The 15058-nt window shown below is 46.9% G+C and carries 12 protein-coding genes, 1 tRNA gene and 3 pseudogenes; 6 read left to right on the top strand and 10 right to left on the bottom strand.

Annotated features, from left to right (window positions below; all coding sequences use genetic code 11):
* Positions 1 to 53: 53 nt before the first annotated feature.
* Positions 54 to 338 (bottom strand): YfcZ/YiiS family protein, encoded by a 285-nt coding sequence (locus ACLD3P_RS20270; RefSeq protein ID WP_000030904.1) that lies wholly within the window; start codon positions 336 to 338, stop codon positions 54 to 56.
* Between the two features lie 370 nt (positions 339 to 708).
* Here ACLD3P_RS20270 and fadL point away from each other — a divergent pair, with 370 nt between their 5' ends.
* Entirely contained in the window at positions 709 to 2016 is a 1308-nt protein-coding gene (gene fadL / locus ACLD3P_RS20265) for a long-chain fatty acid transporter FadL (protein WP_001549822.1), read from the top strand.
* Positions 2017 to 2076: 60 nt separating this feature from the next.
* On the opposite strand, the gene mlaA is transcribed toward fadL, so the two are convergent.
* Positions 2077 to 2832, bottom strand: a complete 756-nt coding sequence (mlaA, locus tag ACLD3P_RS20260) for a phospholipid-binding lipoprotein MlaA (protein WP_000776787.1) — start codon at positions 2830 to 2832, stop codon at positions 2077 to 2079.
* Between the two features lie 288 nt (positions 2833 to 3120).
* Between mlaA and ACLD3P_RS20255 the strand changes: the two genes are divergently transcribed.
* Together ACLD3P_RS20255 and ACLD3P_RS20250 are read left to right on the top strand one after the other, a co-directional pair.
* Positions 3121 to 4062, top strand: coding sequence for a formate/nitrite transporter family protein (locus ACLD3P_RS20255; protein WP_000377772.1), 942 nt, complete (start codon positions 3121 to 3123; stop codon positions 4060 to 4062).
* A gap of 75 nt (positions 4063 to 4137) precedes the next feature.
* Positions 4138 to 4212: transfer RNA gene (locus ACLD3P_RS20250), tRNA-Arg, on the top strand.
* Positions 4213 to 4359: 147 nt separating this feature from the next.
* Here the strand turns inward: ACLD3P_RS20250 and ACLD3P_RS20245 are convergent.
* Positions 4360 to 4984: pseudogene (locus ACLD3P_RS20245) on the bottom strand (transposase); the annotation flags it as partial.
* Positions 4985 to 5304: 320 nt separating this feature from the next.
* On the opposite strand from ACLD3P_RS20245, the gene ACLD3P_RS20240 reads away from it, so the two are divergent.
* From ACLD3P_RS20240 to ACLD3P_RS20230, 3 genes and pseudogenes are all read left to right on the top strand, one after another.
* The gene (locus ACLD3P_RS20240; RefSeq protein ID WP_131046831.1) at positions 5305 to 5694 is read left to right on the top strand and encodes a GtrA family protein; all 390 of its coding nucleotides are present in this window, start codon (positions 5305 to 5307) and stop codon (positions 5692 to 5694) included.
* Positions 5663 to 5881, top strand: a pseudogene (locus ACLD3P_RS20235) (glycosyltransferase); the annotation flags it as partial. The gene ACLD3P_RS20240 and the pseudogene ACLD3P_RS20235, both read left to right, overlap by 32 nt.
* 52 nt (positions 5882 to 5933) lie before the next feature.
* The gene (locus tag ACLD3P_RS20230) at positions 5934 to 7856 is read left to right on the top strand and encodes an LPS modification acyltransferase (protein WP_131046832.1); all 1923 of its coding nucleotides are present in this window, start codon (positions 5934 to 5936) and stop codon (positions 7854 to 7856) included.
* 170 nt (positions 7857 to 8026) lie between these two features.
* Here the strand turns inward: ACLD3P_RS20230 and ACLD3P_RS20225 are convergent.
* The 7 genes and pseudogenes from ACLD3P_RS20225 to pgtC all read right to left on the bottom strand — a co-directional run.
* Positions 8027 to 8473: pseudogene (locus tag ACLD3P_RS20225) on the bottom strand (transposase); the annotation flags it as partial.
* Positions 8474 to 8845: 372 nt separating this feature from the next.
* Positions 8846 to 8953 carry a hypothetical protein gene (locus ACLD3P_RS20220; RefSeq protein WP_139780162.1) on the bottom strand — a complete coding sequence of 36 codons (108 nt, stop codon included), beginning with the start codon at positions 8951 to 8953 and terminating at the stop codon, positions 8846 to 8848.
* A gap of 80 nt (positions 8954 to 9033) precedes the next feature.
* Positions 9034 to 9156 (bottom strand): tail spike protein, encoded by a 123-nt coding sequence (locus ACLD3P_RS20215; RefSeq protein ID WP_411006726.1) that lies wholly within the window; start codon positions 9154 to 9156, stop codon positions 9034 to 9036.
* 194 nt (positions 9157 to 9350) lie between these two features.
* Positions 9351 to 10289 (bottom strand): omptin family outer membrane protease PgtE, encoded by a 939-nt coding sequence (pgtE, locus tag ACLD3P_RS20210; protein WP_129397602.1) that lies wholly within the window; start codon positions 10287 to 10289, stop codon positions 9351 to 9353.
* 267 nt (positions 10290 to 10556) lie between these two features.
* On the bottom strand, positions 10557 to 11804 hold the full coding sequence (gene pgtA, locus ACLD3P_RS20205; RefSeq protein WP_000930843.1) for a two-component system response regulator PgtA: 1248 nt from the start codon (positions 11802 to 11804) through the stop codon (positions 10557 to 10559).
* On the bottom strand, positions 11794 to 13800 hold the full coding sequence (pgtB, locus tag ACLD3P_RS20200) for a two-component system sensor histidine kinase PgtB (RefSeq protein ID WP_000678493.1): 2007 nt from the start codon (positions 13798 to 13800) through the stop codon (positions 11794 to 11796). The genes pgtA and pgtB overlap by 11 nt, the downstream gene beginning before the upstream one ends.
* Positions 13797 to 14990: a phosphoglycerate transport regulator PgtC gene (gene pgtC / locus ACLD3P_RS20195; RefSeq protein WP_000467985.1), complete on the bottom strand. Its 1194-nt coding sequence runs from the start codon at positions 14988 to 14990 to the stop codon at positions 13797 to 13799. The genes pgtB and pgtC overlap by 4 nt, the downstream gene beginning before the upstream one ends.
* Between the last annotated feature and the right edge of the window lie 68 nt (positions 14991 to 15058).

Genomic DNA, 15058 nt, shown 5'->3' with positions numbered 1-15058 from the left:
AAAAAAGAAAACGCCTCCGCCAGATGATGACGGAGGCGTCGTGAATGAACGGATTAACGCAGGCCGAGCTGGAAGATCAGCGTTTCTGCTTCGCAGGCGAAAACAAAATCAATATCCAGACGAACGCCTTCGGATTCCTCGGTAAAGGTTGGCGTAATTTGGCAAGGTTCAGACTCCACGCTACGCGCTTTTTCGGTTAACGCCGCTAGCGTCTCTTCAGCCTCTGCGCGGGTAGCGAATACGCGGCTGTATGACGCGGTGCAATCGGAGTTGTCCATGATGGTTCCAACGTCCATACAGCAGCAAACCGGGGTTTCATCAGCACTGCATTTACTCATTGTAGATTTCCTCTGTATTTGCACCCAGGGTGCCAGATAAACGATGGGGATATTTTACGCTCCCGGCATTCGCCTCTCCAGTCGTTAATGGTGGGAAACGCGTTAAGTGACCGAAATCACACTTAAAAATGATCTAAAACAAAAATCGCGCGATCGGGAGACCGTTAAGCCCGCCGATTTTGCCAGCCAGATCTCGTTTCTAAGATCACAATTGAAAAAACTTATAAACATACTTGCAACATTCTAGCTGGTCAGACCTATACTCTCGCCACTGGTCTGATTTCTAAGTCGTACCGCAGACCCTACACTTCGCGCTCCTGTTACAGCATGTAACATAGTTTGTATAAAAATAATCAATGAGGTTATGGTCATGAGCCAGAAAACCCTGTTTACAAAGTCTGCTCTCGCAGTCGCAGTGGCAATCATCTCCACCCAAGCCTGGTCTGCAGGCTTTCAGTTAAACGAATTTTCTTCCTCTGGCCTTGGCCGGGCCTATTCGGGTGAAGGCGCAATCGCAGATGATGCGGGTAACGTTAGCCGCAACCCGGCGTTAATTACTATGTTTGACCGCCCGACGTTTTCAGCGGGCGCGGTTTATATTGATCCTGATGTTAATATTAGCGGGACATCGCCATCTCGTCGGACGTTAGATGCGGATAACATCGCGCCGACGGCCTGGGTGCCGAACGTCCATTTTGTCGCCCCGATTAACGATCAGTTTGGCTGGGGAGCTTCTATTACCTCTAACTATGGTCTGGCGACAGAGTTTAACGACACATACGCCGGCGGCTCGGTTGGCGGTACGACCGATCTTGAAACCATGAACCTGAATTTAAGCGGCGCTTATCGCTTAAATGAGGCCTGGAGCTTCGGCCTCGGCTTTGATGCGGTATACGCGCGCGCGAAAATCGAACGTTTTGCGGGCGATTTAGGCCAGTTGGTCGCGGCACAGAATCCGGCGCTGGCGCCGGTCGCGGGTCGGATTCCCAGCGATACCAAGATTGCCCACCTGAACGGTAATCAGTGGGGCTTTGGCTGGAATGCCGGGATCCTTTATGAACTGGATAAAAATAACCGCTACGCGCTGACCTACCGCTCGGAAGTCAAAATTGACTTTAAAGGCAACTACAGTAGCGATCTTCCCATCGCTATAAACCAATTTAATCTGCCTATCCCAACGGCAACCGGCGGCGCGACGCAGTCAGGCTACCTGACGCTGAATCTGCCGGAAATGTGGGAAGTGTCCGGTTATAACCGTGTGGCGCCACAGTGGGCCATCCACTATAGCCTGGCCTATACCAGCTGGAGTCAGTTCCAGGAATTGAAGGCAAAATCGACCGCCGGCGATACGCTCTTTGAGAAGCATGAAGGCTTTAAAGACGCTTACCGCATTGCGTTGGGTACCACCTATTACTACGATGACAACTGGACGTTCCGTACCGGTATCGCCTTCGATGACAGCCCGGTACCAGCGCAAAACCGTTCTATCTCTATTCCGGACCAGGACCGTTTCTGGCTGAGCGCCGGTACGACTTACGCCTTTAATAAAGATGCGTCTGTCGATGTTGGCGTCTCTTATATGCATGGTCAGAGCGTGAAAATTAATGAAGGGCCTTATCAGTTTGAATCTGAAGGGAAAGCCTGGCTGTTCGGTACTAACTTTAACTACGCGTTCTAATCTCTTTCTGAAACGGATCAAAAAGGTGAGCATTGCGCTCACCTTTTTATTTACTGCCGTTTATTCCGAGTCGATCTCTTTGAGTTCGTCCTGAATCGCCTGCGCGTTCGGGTTTTCCTGCGGCTTGAGTTTTCCGCCATTGGCGATAAAGTCATGACGCTGGAAGTACGCCTCGCGCACCATAATATAAGGATCGGAAGACTGGCGCAGCAAACCATCGGAGTCCAGCAACTGCGCGCGGGTTTCTATCCCTTCGATAGTCCATTTTCCTATGGACATTGGCCAGGTCAACCACGAAAGCACCGGATACAAGGTATCCGCCATATCCCCGCCATCTTCACGCAGCGTGAAGCTGCCGTAGAACGGAAGTTGCATATAAGGCCCATACCCCACGCCATAATGGCCCAGCGTACTGCCAAAGCGATGCGGTTCAACGCGCTGCAGCTTAGGATTCGCCATTCCCGCGACGTCAATAAAGCCGCCCATCCCTAATAAGGTATTCAGGAAGAAACGGGTGAAATGCACCATACCCTGATAAGGATCGCCCTGCAGGAAATAGTTCACCATGATCGCCGGTTCTTCGAGGTTGCCAGTGAAATTACTTAAACCGTTACGCGCAGGCTGTGGAACATAATCACGCCAGGCGACCGCGACCGGCCGAACAACATACGGGTCCAGCACATTAAAGTTGAAGTTGTACATGGTGCGGTTAAACCCTTCAAATGGGTCTGAACGCCCCTGCTGTTCTGTACCGGAACTCGCACACCCGACCAGCAGTGTGGTTCCCAGCGCCAGCGCCGACAGGCGAAGCTTCATAGATGTCTCCCTGTGAATTATGGCTATCGCTGATTGCCATCCATGACGGAACGCTACCGTATCCGCCTGTTTAGGTGTGAGCGATTTTAACAGCACGTCAAACGATGTCTATATGCGCGATCTCATTGCTCTGAGCATAGCCTGGTAACGCAACAACGTGACGGCCCTATTCTAACGAAACAGATAAAAACGAGCGTGATCATTTTTATTTTTTCGGAGAATGCCCCGGCCTGGGTAAATGAAAAACCGCTACGCTTTATTAATATGTGTTAATCAGCAGGGATCATCATGGATAGCCTTAACGACGATAAAATTAACCGGCACAGCAGTGACCTGGAAGTTGAAAGCGAAGAAAAACAAAGCGGTAAAGAGATTGAGGTGGATGAAGATCGTCTTCCTTCCCGCGCCATGGCGATTCATGAACATATTCGCCAGGATGGTGAAAAAGAGATGGAACGCGATGCGATGGCTTTGCTCTGGTCAGCCATTGCCGCAGGACTTTCTATGGGGGCATCACTCCTGGCGAAAGGGATTTTCCACGTGCAGCTTGAAGGCGTTCCCGGCGGCTTTTTACTGGAAAATCTCGGCTATACCTTTGGTTTTATCATTGTCATCATGGCCCGCCAGCAATTATTTACTGAAAATACCGTTACCGCCGTATTGCCGGTAATGCAAAATCCCACTCTGAGTAACGTTGGCCTGCTGATGCGCTTATGGGGCGTAGTCTTATTGGGCAACCTTATTGGCACCGGGGTTGCGGCGTGGGCATTTGAATATATGCCTATATTTGATGAAGAGACCCGCGACGCCTTTGTCAAAATTGGTATGGAGGTCATGAAAAATAGCCCAACGGAGATGTTTGCCAACGCGATTATCTCTGGCTGGATCATCGCCACAATGGTATGGATGTTTCCTGCAGCAGGCGGGGCAAAGATTGTGGTCATTATTTTGATGACCTGGCTTATCGCGCTGGGCGATACCACCCATATTGTCGTCGGTTCCGTTGAAATTTTGTATTTGGTTTTCAACGGCACGCTGCCCTGGAGCGACTTTCTCTGGCCCTTCGCCCTTCCCACACTTGCCGGAAATATCTGCGGCGGCACTTTTATTTTCGCATTGATGAGCCACGCGCAGATCCGCAACGATATGAGCAATAAGCGTAAGGAAGAAGCGAGGCTACGCGGCGAACGCCTGGAACGGGAGCGGAAAAAAGCGGAAAAACAGCGCTGAGTGGCGACGGTTTAACCAGTCAGGCGGCGCTACACTTACTCCGGCGAATAAAAAACGCTATACTGGCGCCGCGTTGTCCCCTTAGTTAAATGGATATAACGAGCCCCTCCTAAGGGCTAGTTGCAGGTTCGATTCCTGCAGGGGACACCATGACCTCTTTTACCCACCTCTCACAAATCTCAGCAAACCCACACCACACAAGGCGTTGCAGCGTTTTTGATGTCTTATGATTTCCAGCGAATAGTGCCTATAAACATAACGAAAAGCATCCCTTTAAAGTACCCTCTCGCTGTTAGAACTTAACCAAAAGTTAGCACCTTCACTTTCCGACAGATATAGGCCCAGAACTTCTTTTTTGCCTTCCAGATTCAGTGCCAGAACGGTATAAACCGCCTTGCTCTGATAACGGCCATCCTCACGGTTTTTATAATGAATAGCGTCCAGCCAGACGACGGGATAAACCTTCTCCAGCGGGCGCTGTTGCCACTGTTTTAGTTCAGGGATGACTTTATCGGTACTGCACTGACGGTGGCGGTTGAAACGCTGAAGGCATAAAGATCTTCACTCTCCCGACCGATGTCCTGATAACTCATCTCCAGCGCAAACAGTCGAATGATATTGCGCTCGATCTCGTCGTACAGGGGGTCTGAAGCTTCTTCACCAGTTATGGCTCAAAAGTGCCGTTACGATTGCGCGGAGTTGCCAGTTCAAAACTGCCTGTTGGGGCTTTAATGGCTTTTTGCCGGAACCATTTTTACGGTTTGCCTCAACATCCTGAGCCAGATGGGAATCAAGTTCAGCAGACAGGGTAGACTCGGTTAAATACTTGATTAATGGCGTTAAGATGCCATCTTTGCCCGTTAATGCCTGGCCGGACCTGAAGGGCTTTAAGTGCTTTGTCGAAATCGAAGGGATGGGATATGTGCCATTCTTTTTTATTTTATGTTACTAAAATTATACAGAATTTTTAACGCTCCCCCTCCCCCCAGCACTTCCACCCTTTCAAGTACCTCTCCCTGAAAAAAAATGCAAAGCCTTGTAAGACGATGCAAAGCTTTACATGTCCCGTTTTTATTCCAAGACGCTTGGCAATCAGCAATACCAATTGATCGATAACATCGATCAATATATTAAAACTCAATAGTTTAAAGCTATTAAAAATACAATTATTGATCGCTTATATCGATCAAACCAATTTGTAGTGCTACACTCCAGACCTTTCTGAATCTGATAATTTTCATAATGTTGAAGTTATTCGCTAAGTACACATCGATCGGTGTTCTTAACATGCTCATTCATTGGAGAGTATTTGCTTTCTGTATGTATGGGATGCATACGCATCAGGCGCTGACGAACTTTTCCGATTTTGTTATCGCTGTATCGTTCAGCTTCTATGCTAATGCGCGCTTCACCTTTAATGCCAGCACTACTGCAATTCGCTACATGATGTATATGGGATTCATGGGAGCACTGAGCGCTGTTGTTGGATGGATGGCTGACCAATGTTCTTTGCCACCATTGGTTACCCTCATCACTTTCTCGGCAATTAGCCTGGTATGCGGCTTTATCTATTCCAGATTCATTATCTTCAGGGATAAAAATGAAAATCTCTCTTGTCGTCCTAGTTTTTAACGAAGAAGACACGATACCGATTTTCTATAGAACGGTACATGAGTTTAATGAACTTGAAAAATATAAAGTTGAGATTATTTTTATTAATGACGGAAGTAAAGATGTGACAGAGTCAATAATTAAAATAATAGCCGTATCTGATCCACTCGTCATTCCGTTTTCGTTTACACGAAACTTCGGGAATGATGCAAGATGCACAACCATTTTATTAATCTTTTTTTAAATTGAGGTAATTTAAGTTGGAACACTTAAAATACAGACCTGATATAGATGGATTACGCGCAATAGCGGTTTTATCTGTGGTAATATTCCATTATTTCCCATCATTATTGCCGGGTGGGTTTGTTGGAGTAGATATATTCTTTGTGATATCTGGATACCTTATAACATCAATAATATTAAAATCTGCATCAAACAAATCATTTTCATACCTTGATTTCTATAAAAGGAGAGTGCTTAGAATATTTCCAGCATTATCCATAGTTCTTGTATCATGTCTTATTGTTGGTTGGGTTTATTTATTCCAGGATGATTACAAATTACTTGGTAAGCATGTTTTTAGCGGCTCATTCTTTATATCAAACTTTACTCTTTGGAGTGAGTCTGGCTATTTTGATTCAAAGTCATACCTTAAACCTTTACTACATTTGTGGTCACTGGGAATTGAAGAGCAATTTTATATAATATGGCCAGTAGTTATATTGCTATGCTTTAGAAGCAAAAACCATAACAGAAACATAGTATTATCATGCGCAACTATATTTATAATTAGCTATGCGATTAGCATTTTTACAATGGCATCTGATGGCGGAGCTAATTACTACTCTCCCGCATCAAGATTTTGGGAGTTAATGGCTGGAGCGATTATATCCACATTGAGATTTATAGGAATAAACACTTCGTTATCAAAATTAATGTCCCTGTTAGGAATTATACTAATCGCATTATCAATAACCATGATAGATGAAAAGATGTCATTTCCTGGATATATAGCAATAATCCCAGTACTTGGCGCCTCTCTTATAATAGCATCTAATGGTAATGATTTAGTTGTGTCGAAATTGCTTAGTGTTAGGCCTGTTGTTTTCTTTGGTCTTATTAGCTATCCTCTTTATTTGTGGCATTGGCCTATTTATTCATTCTATCGTTCAATATTTGCTGGTTCACCAGACTACCATGAATTAATTCTTCTTTTATTATCATCGTTCTTTTTGGCGATATTAACTTATTATTTAATTGAAAAACCACTGAGAAATGCCAGAAATAAATATATCACAGCAATATTATTAGCATTATCAGTATTTGGGACAGGTTTAATTGGCGCATTTATTTTTCATATAAATGGAGTTAAAGACAGGGAAATCAATAAATCAGCAGGTGAATATGCTTCTGTTACTGACGTGTACAATTATTATAAATATGGAGAACTACTCCGTGGAGGAATATGCCACTCAGTACAACTTACTGCTGCCATATCCAATGGATGTATAAAAAATGGCAAGCATAATATATTTATCATTGGTGATTCTTATGCGGCGGCTCTTTTCAATGGACTTTCTCATTATATAGATAATAAAGGTTCTGATTATATAATAAGCCAAATGACAGATGGTAACGCTCCTCCTCTATTTGTTGACGGTAAAGATGATTTACAGAGAAGTGTCATCACTCTAAACAATAATAGAATTAATGAAATTAAACGTGTTCAGCCTGAGGTGGTTCTGCTGACATGGTCAATTCGAGGAACAAATGGAGTACATGATAAAAAGTTAGCAATTGATACGTTATCATTAACCATTAAAAAAATTAAAGAGGCATCCCCTGACTCAAGGATTATTTTCATTGGACCAGTCCCGGAATGGAATGCAAATTTAGTTAAAATAATATCTAACTACCTGAGTGAGTTTAAAAAAAACCCACCATTGTATATGACATATGGATTAAATAGTGAAATAAGCGAGTGGGACTCTTACTTTAGTAACAATGTTCCAAAAATGGGAATTGAATATATATCAGCATACAAAGCATTATGTAACGAAAGTGGATGTCTTACAAGAGTTGGTAATGGTCCTGATTTTATCACTGCCGTTGATTGGGGACATTTAACAAAGCCTGGTTCTGATTTCCTTTTTAATAAAATCGGAAATAAAATAATCAAATAGATAGGCTGTTACTATTACATATAAATCCAATATAGAACCTGCCAGTCATACTGTGTAACTGCCACTATATTAACGGTGATCGCTCAGGCGGTCACCGAACTCGATAATAAAGCGACTCATTGCCAGCGACCACTCCTGGATCGGCATACTCCATTTTTTGACGCCCCTTTGACCAACTCTTTTACTGCGGCGGTGATCTTAAGTATCAGCATGGGCGACACATCAGCGTTGTACATCTCTTTGAAGGTGGCGATGATTTCGCGGGTAGTCATGTCATGCCTTTGGCATAAAGGGATAAATCTGACTGTCCATCTCGTAATACGCGTCTGATGCTCCTTAATCAGCTGCAGTTCAAAGGTATTTTCACGGTCACGCAGCATGTTCAGCACTATCTCGCCGCCATCATACAGCACCGTTTTTAATGAGTAGCCATTGTGGGAGTTTGAGCTCGTTTTAGGAGCATTTTTCTCATGCCCGAGATGGTCAGCCAGCTCAGCATTGAGCGCCGTTTCGACGGTTAATGTCGTCAGCATATGGGAAAACTGACTGAGGTCGGCTTCAGTTTTAAGACCTTTAGCCAGTTCAGCCGCAAGAGCTGTGATTTTCTTTTCGTCCATAATTGCCTTTCTCCTTTGCTGGAGTGAATATATAATAATCAGACAATTACATAATTTTTAATTACAATCTCCCAATACTTATATTTTACCCCCATATTCATTACACGTTCAAAGTGTTGTTAACGTTAATCTAACTAATTATCCATTAGGTATTTCCCCTAAAGACCTTAACGAAGCCGAATTATTTTTGCATGTGACACAAAACATGAGTAATCTTTTATAAATTTATCTGACACGATATTAGGACTAACGACATCTCAACTACCATACAATCTTTATAGTTAACTATTAAGGATGCGGGGTCTGACAGATTACCAGATGGTGTTTGTTTTATGTCAATGAGTCTCAAACCATTAATAATGCAACCACTTTCTACAAACAATTAGTTAGTGTTAAAGTTTTAGTATCGATTACAGAAATATATGTGAATGCCTTCCCATATGTGTACCATAGATCACCAGACCCTGCGCAATCTTGCATAAGAATGTTCGATACATAACTTCCCCAGCCATCCATACCAAGACCAACACTCTATGAACCAATGGCAACGAGACCATCGACTAAATGATTTGTTGGTAGTTGGTAGTTGGTAGTTGGTGTACCGGATATTCTGATAGCGAATAGTCGCCTGGTCTATCTTTTTCATTTCCGATATCTGCCCAAAGGTTGAAGCAGTCCCACAAAGAGTATATGGAAAGTAACTTTCTGAATTGAAGTTTATAACATCTGGATGAGGTCCCCCTCTACTGTTCCTTGCCACCTCTTAACGCCAAACCCGCCAGATCTATATGAGGTAAACACAATATCACCGGACATGCCATACGTTCAGCAAAAAGTCGTCATCGGCCGGTTATGACCGATGACATCCCGATGTGGTCTAGAAGCGATACTGCAACCCCGCGGTAACCGTATAGTTATTATTAGCTATACCTGCGGCATCGCCACCAAAATACGCCGTATCACCGCTGGTTTTATCTATGATTTGCGTACCGCCCTTACCTTCTTCATATTTACTGTAAGCGAACTCAGCAAAGATTTTTGCATTACTGGTAATATAATATCCGGCGTCAATAGAAGCGCCATAATATCGTGAATTTTCCGTTTTTTCACGGAAGGTAAGTTTGCGCATGTAGTGTTCGTCATTATCATGCGCATTTACCCAGTCGCTGTATTTTAACAGTACATTACACTCAAAGTCATTAATACGATAATCACCCGCCAGCCCGATATAGGGCATTTCGAAACGCTGGCTATAACCTATGCCGCGCACGCCATGAGGAAAGTTACCAATATACCGACCATTATCATAAATATAAGACCCGCCTCTTGCCGTCCAGCTAAAACGGGTTTCCTGATAGCCCGCTGTTACGCCCGCCTTGTAGTTATCGCCCTGCAATAACCAACCTTTCACGTTCAAATCGTATTCATTAGCATAGTTGGCGCTGGTGTCCGGATGAATTGAACGATCGGTCCAGCCTGGCTGCTCACTGCTCATCCAGTCATGGTCAACCATATGACCCGATCCCGACGCCAAAGACGTCCAGCCGCGGGCGTCCAGCGTCATGAACGAATAGGGTTCCCATGATAAATCCCCCTGCAACGTGGCGACATTTTTTATTTTCCAGTCCAGTTGACTCAGCTTCCGCCCGGTGTCGGTATCATAAACCAGCTCCCTGGATTTACCATTTAACACCCCCACAGAAAGGGATGTCGTGACGCTATCAGGAGAGACGTCCGGAATAAATAAGGTAGACTCCGCATAAACCGACTCAGAAAATACGGCGATCATCATTACTGCAATAGCATGTTTTTTCATTTCTCTTGTCCTCATATTCAGATGTAATCTGGAGAGGTGATGAAGTTTTCATCTTGTCAAATCGTCGGACAAGAGTACATTTATTACGCCAGAGAACTTGACGCATTTTTACCTTATATTGAAGTTAAGAAATAGAATTTGATGCTCAGGTGAATAATAAGCAATCTATAATCATGATGGAATGATTTACCATTACGGTGATGTGACGTTATCTGGCTAACGACATCGTTGCTGTTGTTGTCAGCCAGATTGAAAGTAACTGTAATATCAGAATTTATAATGCTCTTTACTTAGACCATATTTTTTCATGCGCAGATAAAGTTTTTTACGGGGAATTTGCAGGTACTCCGCCACTTCATTAATTCGTCCCTGATGAATATTTAATGCTTCGGTAATAATTTGTCGCTCATACTCTTCAACGCGCCGGTCAAGCGGAGTCGGTTCCTGCAGAAGCAACTGCGGGTTGACCGTTTCCGCCAGCGGCAGCACGCCAACAGCGAAAAGCTCCGCCGCATTAGCCAGTTCACGCACATTGCTTGGCCAGGCGCGTCGCATTATTCCTTTCAGTAATTCCCCCGCAATTTCCGGCACTGGATGATTGAGCCGCAGGCAGGCTTTTCGAAGATAATGGCGAAATAACGGCTCGATATCATCCGGTCGCTGAGAAAGAGACTGGCAGGCGATTTGGGTCATGGCGAAACAGTAGTAAAGCTCGGCCGCAATCTGGTTAGCTGCCGCCTGCTCCACCAGCGAAGCGCTGCCAACGCCCACCAAACGAAAAGGCCGATGCTCCAGGCTTTGTAAACGCGCCAGATGGTGCTGCTGTTCGCGTGTCAGATATTCGGGATGACTCAACACCAGCGTGCCTCCTTGCGCCTGGTCGATGAATGTCTCCAACTGCCCGGCATTCTCCGGCGTGAGTTCATAGCGTACAAACGGCCCTTTCGCGTTACGCCCCAGTTGATGGAGATAACGGGCGCCAGTCATACGTCCAGTGCCATGCTCACCGTAAAACCATACGGCAATGTCCGTTTCCGCCAGTTGTTGTAACCGTTGTCGAAACTGATTCATCCACTCGCTGCGCCCAATCAGTTCAACCTGTAACGTCTGCTGGCAATATTGCCGCCGTGCAATGACCGACCGGCGCTGGCGTAGCGCGTCTTCAATTAATATCAACAGCTTGCCCGGATCGACGGGTTTTTGCAGAAAATCCCAGGCACCCTTTTTCACCGCATCAACCGCCATCGGTACATCGCCATGTCCGGTAATCAATAAGATTGGCAGTTGATCGTCATCCTGATGAAACAGCGTCATAAGATCGATACCGGAACACCCCGGCATACATACATCGCTCAAAACGATCCCCTCCCAATCCGCTTTTACCCACTCTTTGGCCTCGAAAGGATGGGTAAAGCCACGCACGCGGTAGCCTGCCTGCTCAAGCATTTGGGTGTAGGCGTCAAGTACATCAACGTCATCATCAATCAGCAAAATAGAACATTCATCATTCAACATCATCGACATCCGTTACCGAGAATTGCAGCACCACGCAAGCGTTACGCGTCAGCGTCGACGCCAGACGCAGGTCGCCCTTCATTTGCGCCATCAGCGACACGCTAATCGACAGCCCAATACCCAACCCGACAGCTTTACTGGTGGTAAACGGCTTGAGTAAAGAGGGCAACAGCGCCACAGGCCAGCCAGGGCCGTTATCTGCAATATAAACCTCCAGCGCCTCTCCCTGCGTCTGCCACGTCACCGCGATCGCCGCATCATGCGAACAGGCGTCAAGCGCATTCGCCAGCACATTCACCAGAACCTGCTGAATACGCACTTCATCGCCGCTAACCCATACGGTGTCGGTTGGCAGTGAAAGCGCTCCCTGCCGGGATTGGTGGCGCATGGCTAATAACTCCCATGCCGCCACAAAGGTTTGGCGCAGATCAACGGGATACAATGGCGTTTCCAGCTCCGCCCGGCGGGTAAACTGCCGCAGCGAACGGATAATGGCGTCAATCCGGTTAATGAGCCCTTCCGCTTTGGTGAGCGTATTTCTCGCCTGTCCGCTCTGACCTTGTTCAATCGCGCGTCCCGCCGTAAATAAATACATTGAAAGCGCATTCAGCGGCTGGTTAATTTCATGCGCCAGCGTGGTCATGGTCTGGCCGACTACCGCCAGTTTCGCCGTCTGAATCAACTCATCCTGCATGGCGCGCAGGTCGGCTTCTATCTCTTTGCGCTCGGCGACCTCTTGTTCAAGCTGCCTGCGTTGCATATTGAGCTGGCCCAGCGTATGACGTAGCAAACGGGCTATCCGTCCTAGCTCATCGCGCCCGTAAACCGGGATAGTCGAGTCGGTTCTCCCCAGCCCTATCTGTACCACAGCCTGATTAAGCGCGGTAAAACGCTTTACCAGCCGGGAACGGATAAAATAGTGGTTGAGTCCCCAGGCCAGCAGCAACGCCAGGAGCGTTGCCACTAAAATAAGCCCACCGCTAACGCGGACAATCTGTTCCAGGCGTTGATTGAACGTCTGCATTTGCTGGTGACTACTACCTAACTGCGCCTCAAGCAGCGTGCGAAAGCGCCCTAGCGTAGCCTCTCTGGCGCGGCTGGCGTCCAGTAAGGCTTTTTGCGCCGCAACATAATCGCGCATGGTATCGGGCATCTTATTTTTTACCATCCCGATTTCCAATAGTTCGTCGATGGTTTGCCGCAGCGTGATCGTGCTGGGCCAGTCATCCAGCGCACGAATATTCTCATCCGCCGTTTTTTTTAGGTTTTCCAGATAGCGAATATGGGTCTCCACCAGCATCCCGTCATTATTGCCGGACTTTAGCTCATTCAATCTGTCGCGCAGGTCGTCAACAATCTGATTTTCAATTCGCGCCAGGGTATATACCTGCTGCTGCTCGTTCTGCACTTCGCGCGAACGTTGCAAGTACTGCGCCGCGTCGCCCTGATTCGCCTCAATTTGATCGAGTAGCGTCCCCTGCTGCCAGGTAAAATCCTGTACCAGCGAATTTAGCTCCGTGGTGAAATCATCATGGAGCCAGTCAATGCGAGCGGAAAGCTCGCTGACTTTCTCCCGCACCAAAAACATGTTGTAGAGGGCGTTGTCCAGCTCCGCCAGCAAGGTCCGGCTATCCTGTAAAATGACGGCCAGTTGCCGGCGCTCAGCAAGCTGAAGCCCCTGACTGAGACGCTCAATCTTATCCAGATGCTGAATAATCTGCGTACGTAACTGCAAACGTACCGTCGTGTTCGGCGCCAGCAAAAATTCATTGAGTTGATCCACGGCCAGATTCAGGTTCCCCTCAATTAAAAAAGCGGAGTGGATGCGAGGAAAATATTCATCAAGCGAATAGCGAACCTGTGAACTTTGCTCATGCCAGGAATAAAGGCTGACCATACTGACAATCAGCGTCAGTAATGCGCCCGTTAAAAATGCACCCCGTAAACTGTTGCTGATACTGAGCTGACGAAGCCGTTGCAATAATCTCCCCTTCATTTCAGCTCTTCCAGCTTGTGAATCGCCAGCCGCTGATTGTTCAGAAACCAGATCTGCCACTCCATCATTTTTTGTTCGGCAAAGCTTTTATTATCAAACTGCGCCAGCCAGGTTTCATCTTCGCTGCTTGCCGCATCCACCGGGACGCTGGTCAATAAGGCTCTGATTTCAGGTAAGGGGCGTTTAAGCCGCGTTTCTGCGCTGTGCAACGCTCGCCATGCATCTTTAAGCTGCGCAAGACGAAAACTGATCGCGGTATCAAACATGCGTTGTACCAGTTGCTGACGCTTCAGGATCAGACGATAGTTCAACGGCGGCTGGGCCATCAAACGCTGTTGTTGCGCGGCGCGAGGATTATCGGCGCTAAGCGGTGCGACGGGATACTTACCGGTATTCGCGTCAGCCAGTATCCTTTGCCCTTTCGGACTTAATAAGTAATGAATAAAAGCACGCGCTTCGTCTGCATGACGGCTGTTTTTCAACACCGCGACGTAAGTGGGCGACACCGCAGAATACGGGAAATAGGTAAAAGTAAGATTAGGATCGTTAAGTAGCAAATTAGCATAGTTATCAATGACCGGCCCGGCAACGCCAAGCCCGCTTTTGATTTTATCCGCTACGCCGAAACTGCGAGAGGAAATCGTGACCAAATTACCCGAGATTGCCAGCAGCGTCGCCCATCCTGCCGTCCAGCCTTTTTGCTGCAACAGCGACTCTACCATCAAATGATTCGTGTCTGAGCGTGACGGACTGCTCATTAATAGAGCGCCCTGGTAACTGGGCAGGCCCATATCCTGCCAGTCGGCAGGCGGCGGAAGATGGCGCGCAGCGAGCGCTGAACGATTGATCAATAGCCCAAATCCGGATACCGCTACTGCCACTGAAGTTGAGCGGATAGAACGCGGCACCAGCTTCTGGCTGGCGGCAGGCGCGCTATCCAATAGCGCCAGCTTTTGGTGCTCCTGAAGGTGTTGCAACAGCATGGGGGATGACGTCAGGATCAGATCGACATTTTCCGCATTCGCCGTATCAAGTAATTGCTCTAAAGAACCGCTGGTACGGTTGAGCGTACGAATCATGACGGAACCCGGCTCCGTCTGCCAGCGCTGGATAATCCAGGCGGTCGCGCTGGGTGAAAAGGTCGTTGCCATCACCAGCTCGCGGCTGTACGCCTGGCAAGAACCGAACATCGCCGCCAGCCATAGCGTAAAAGCGCCCACTCTGGCGAAACGACTACAGCATGAGAAAAGTCGATTTG

Source organism: Salmonella sp. 741265073_HBA, from assembly GCF_046569105.1.
In the GTDB taxonomy this organism is placed as follows: domain Bacteria; phylum Pseudomonadota; class Gammaproteobacteria; order Enterobacterales; family Enterobacteriaceae; genus Salmonella; species Salmonella enterica.
This window is presented reverse-complemented; position numbering and strand designations above follow the sequence as displayed.

What these genes read in the sequence shown, in the direction of transcription:
- ACLD3P_RS20270 (WP_000030904.1), bottom strand. Translation starts at nt 338, where the DNA reads ATGAGTAAATGCAGTGCTGATGAAACCCCGGTTTGCTGCTGTATGGAC.
- fadL (WP_001549822.1), top strand. Translation starts at nt 709, where the DNA reads ATGAGCCAGAAAACCCTGTTTACAAAGTCTGCTCTCGCAGTCGCAGTG.
- mlaA (WP_000776787.1), bottom strand. Translation starts at nt 2,832, where the DNA reads ATGAAGCTTCGCCTGTCGGCGCTGGCGCTGGGAACCACACTGCTGGTC.
- ACLD3P_RS20255 (WP_000377772.1), top strand. Translation starts at nt 3,121, where the DNA reads ATGGATAGCCTTAACGACGATAAAATTAACCGGCACAGCAGTGACCTG.
- ACLD3P_RS20240 (WP_131046831.1), top strand. Translation starts at nt 5,305, where the DNA reads ATGTTGAAGTTATTCGCTAAGTACACATCGATCGGTGTTCTTAACATG.
- ACLD3P_RS20220 (WP_139780162.1), bottom strand. Translation starts at nt 8,953, where the DNA reads ATGCAAGATTGCGCAGGGTCTGGTGATCTATGGTACACATATGGGAAG.
- pgtE (WP_129397602.1), bottom strand. Translation starts at nt 10,289, where the DNA reads ATGAAAAAACATGCTATTGCAGTAATGATGATCGCCGTATTTTCTGAG.
- pgtA (WP_000930843.1), bottom strand. Translation starts at nt 11,804, where the DNA reads ATGTTGAATGATGAATGTTCTATTTTGCTGATTGATGATGACGTTGAT.
- pgtB (WP_000678493.1), bottom strand. Translation starts at nt 13,800, where the DNA reads ATGAAGGGGAGATTATTGCAACGGCTTCGTCAGCTCAGTATCAGCAAC.
- pgtC (WP_000467985.1), bottom strand. Translation starts at nt 14,990, where the DNA reads ATGTTCGGTTCTTGCCAGGCGTACAGCCGCGAGCTGGTGATGGCAACG.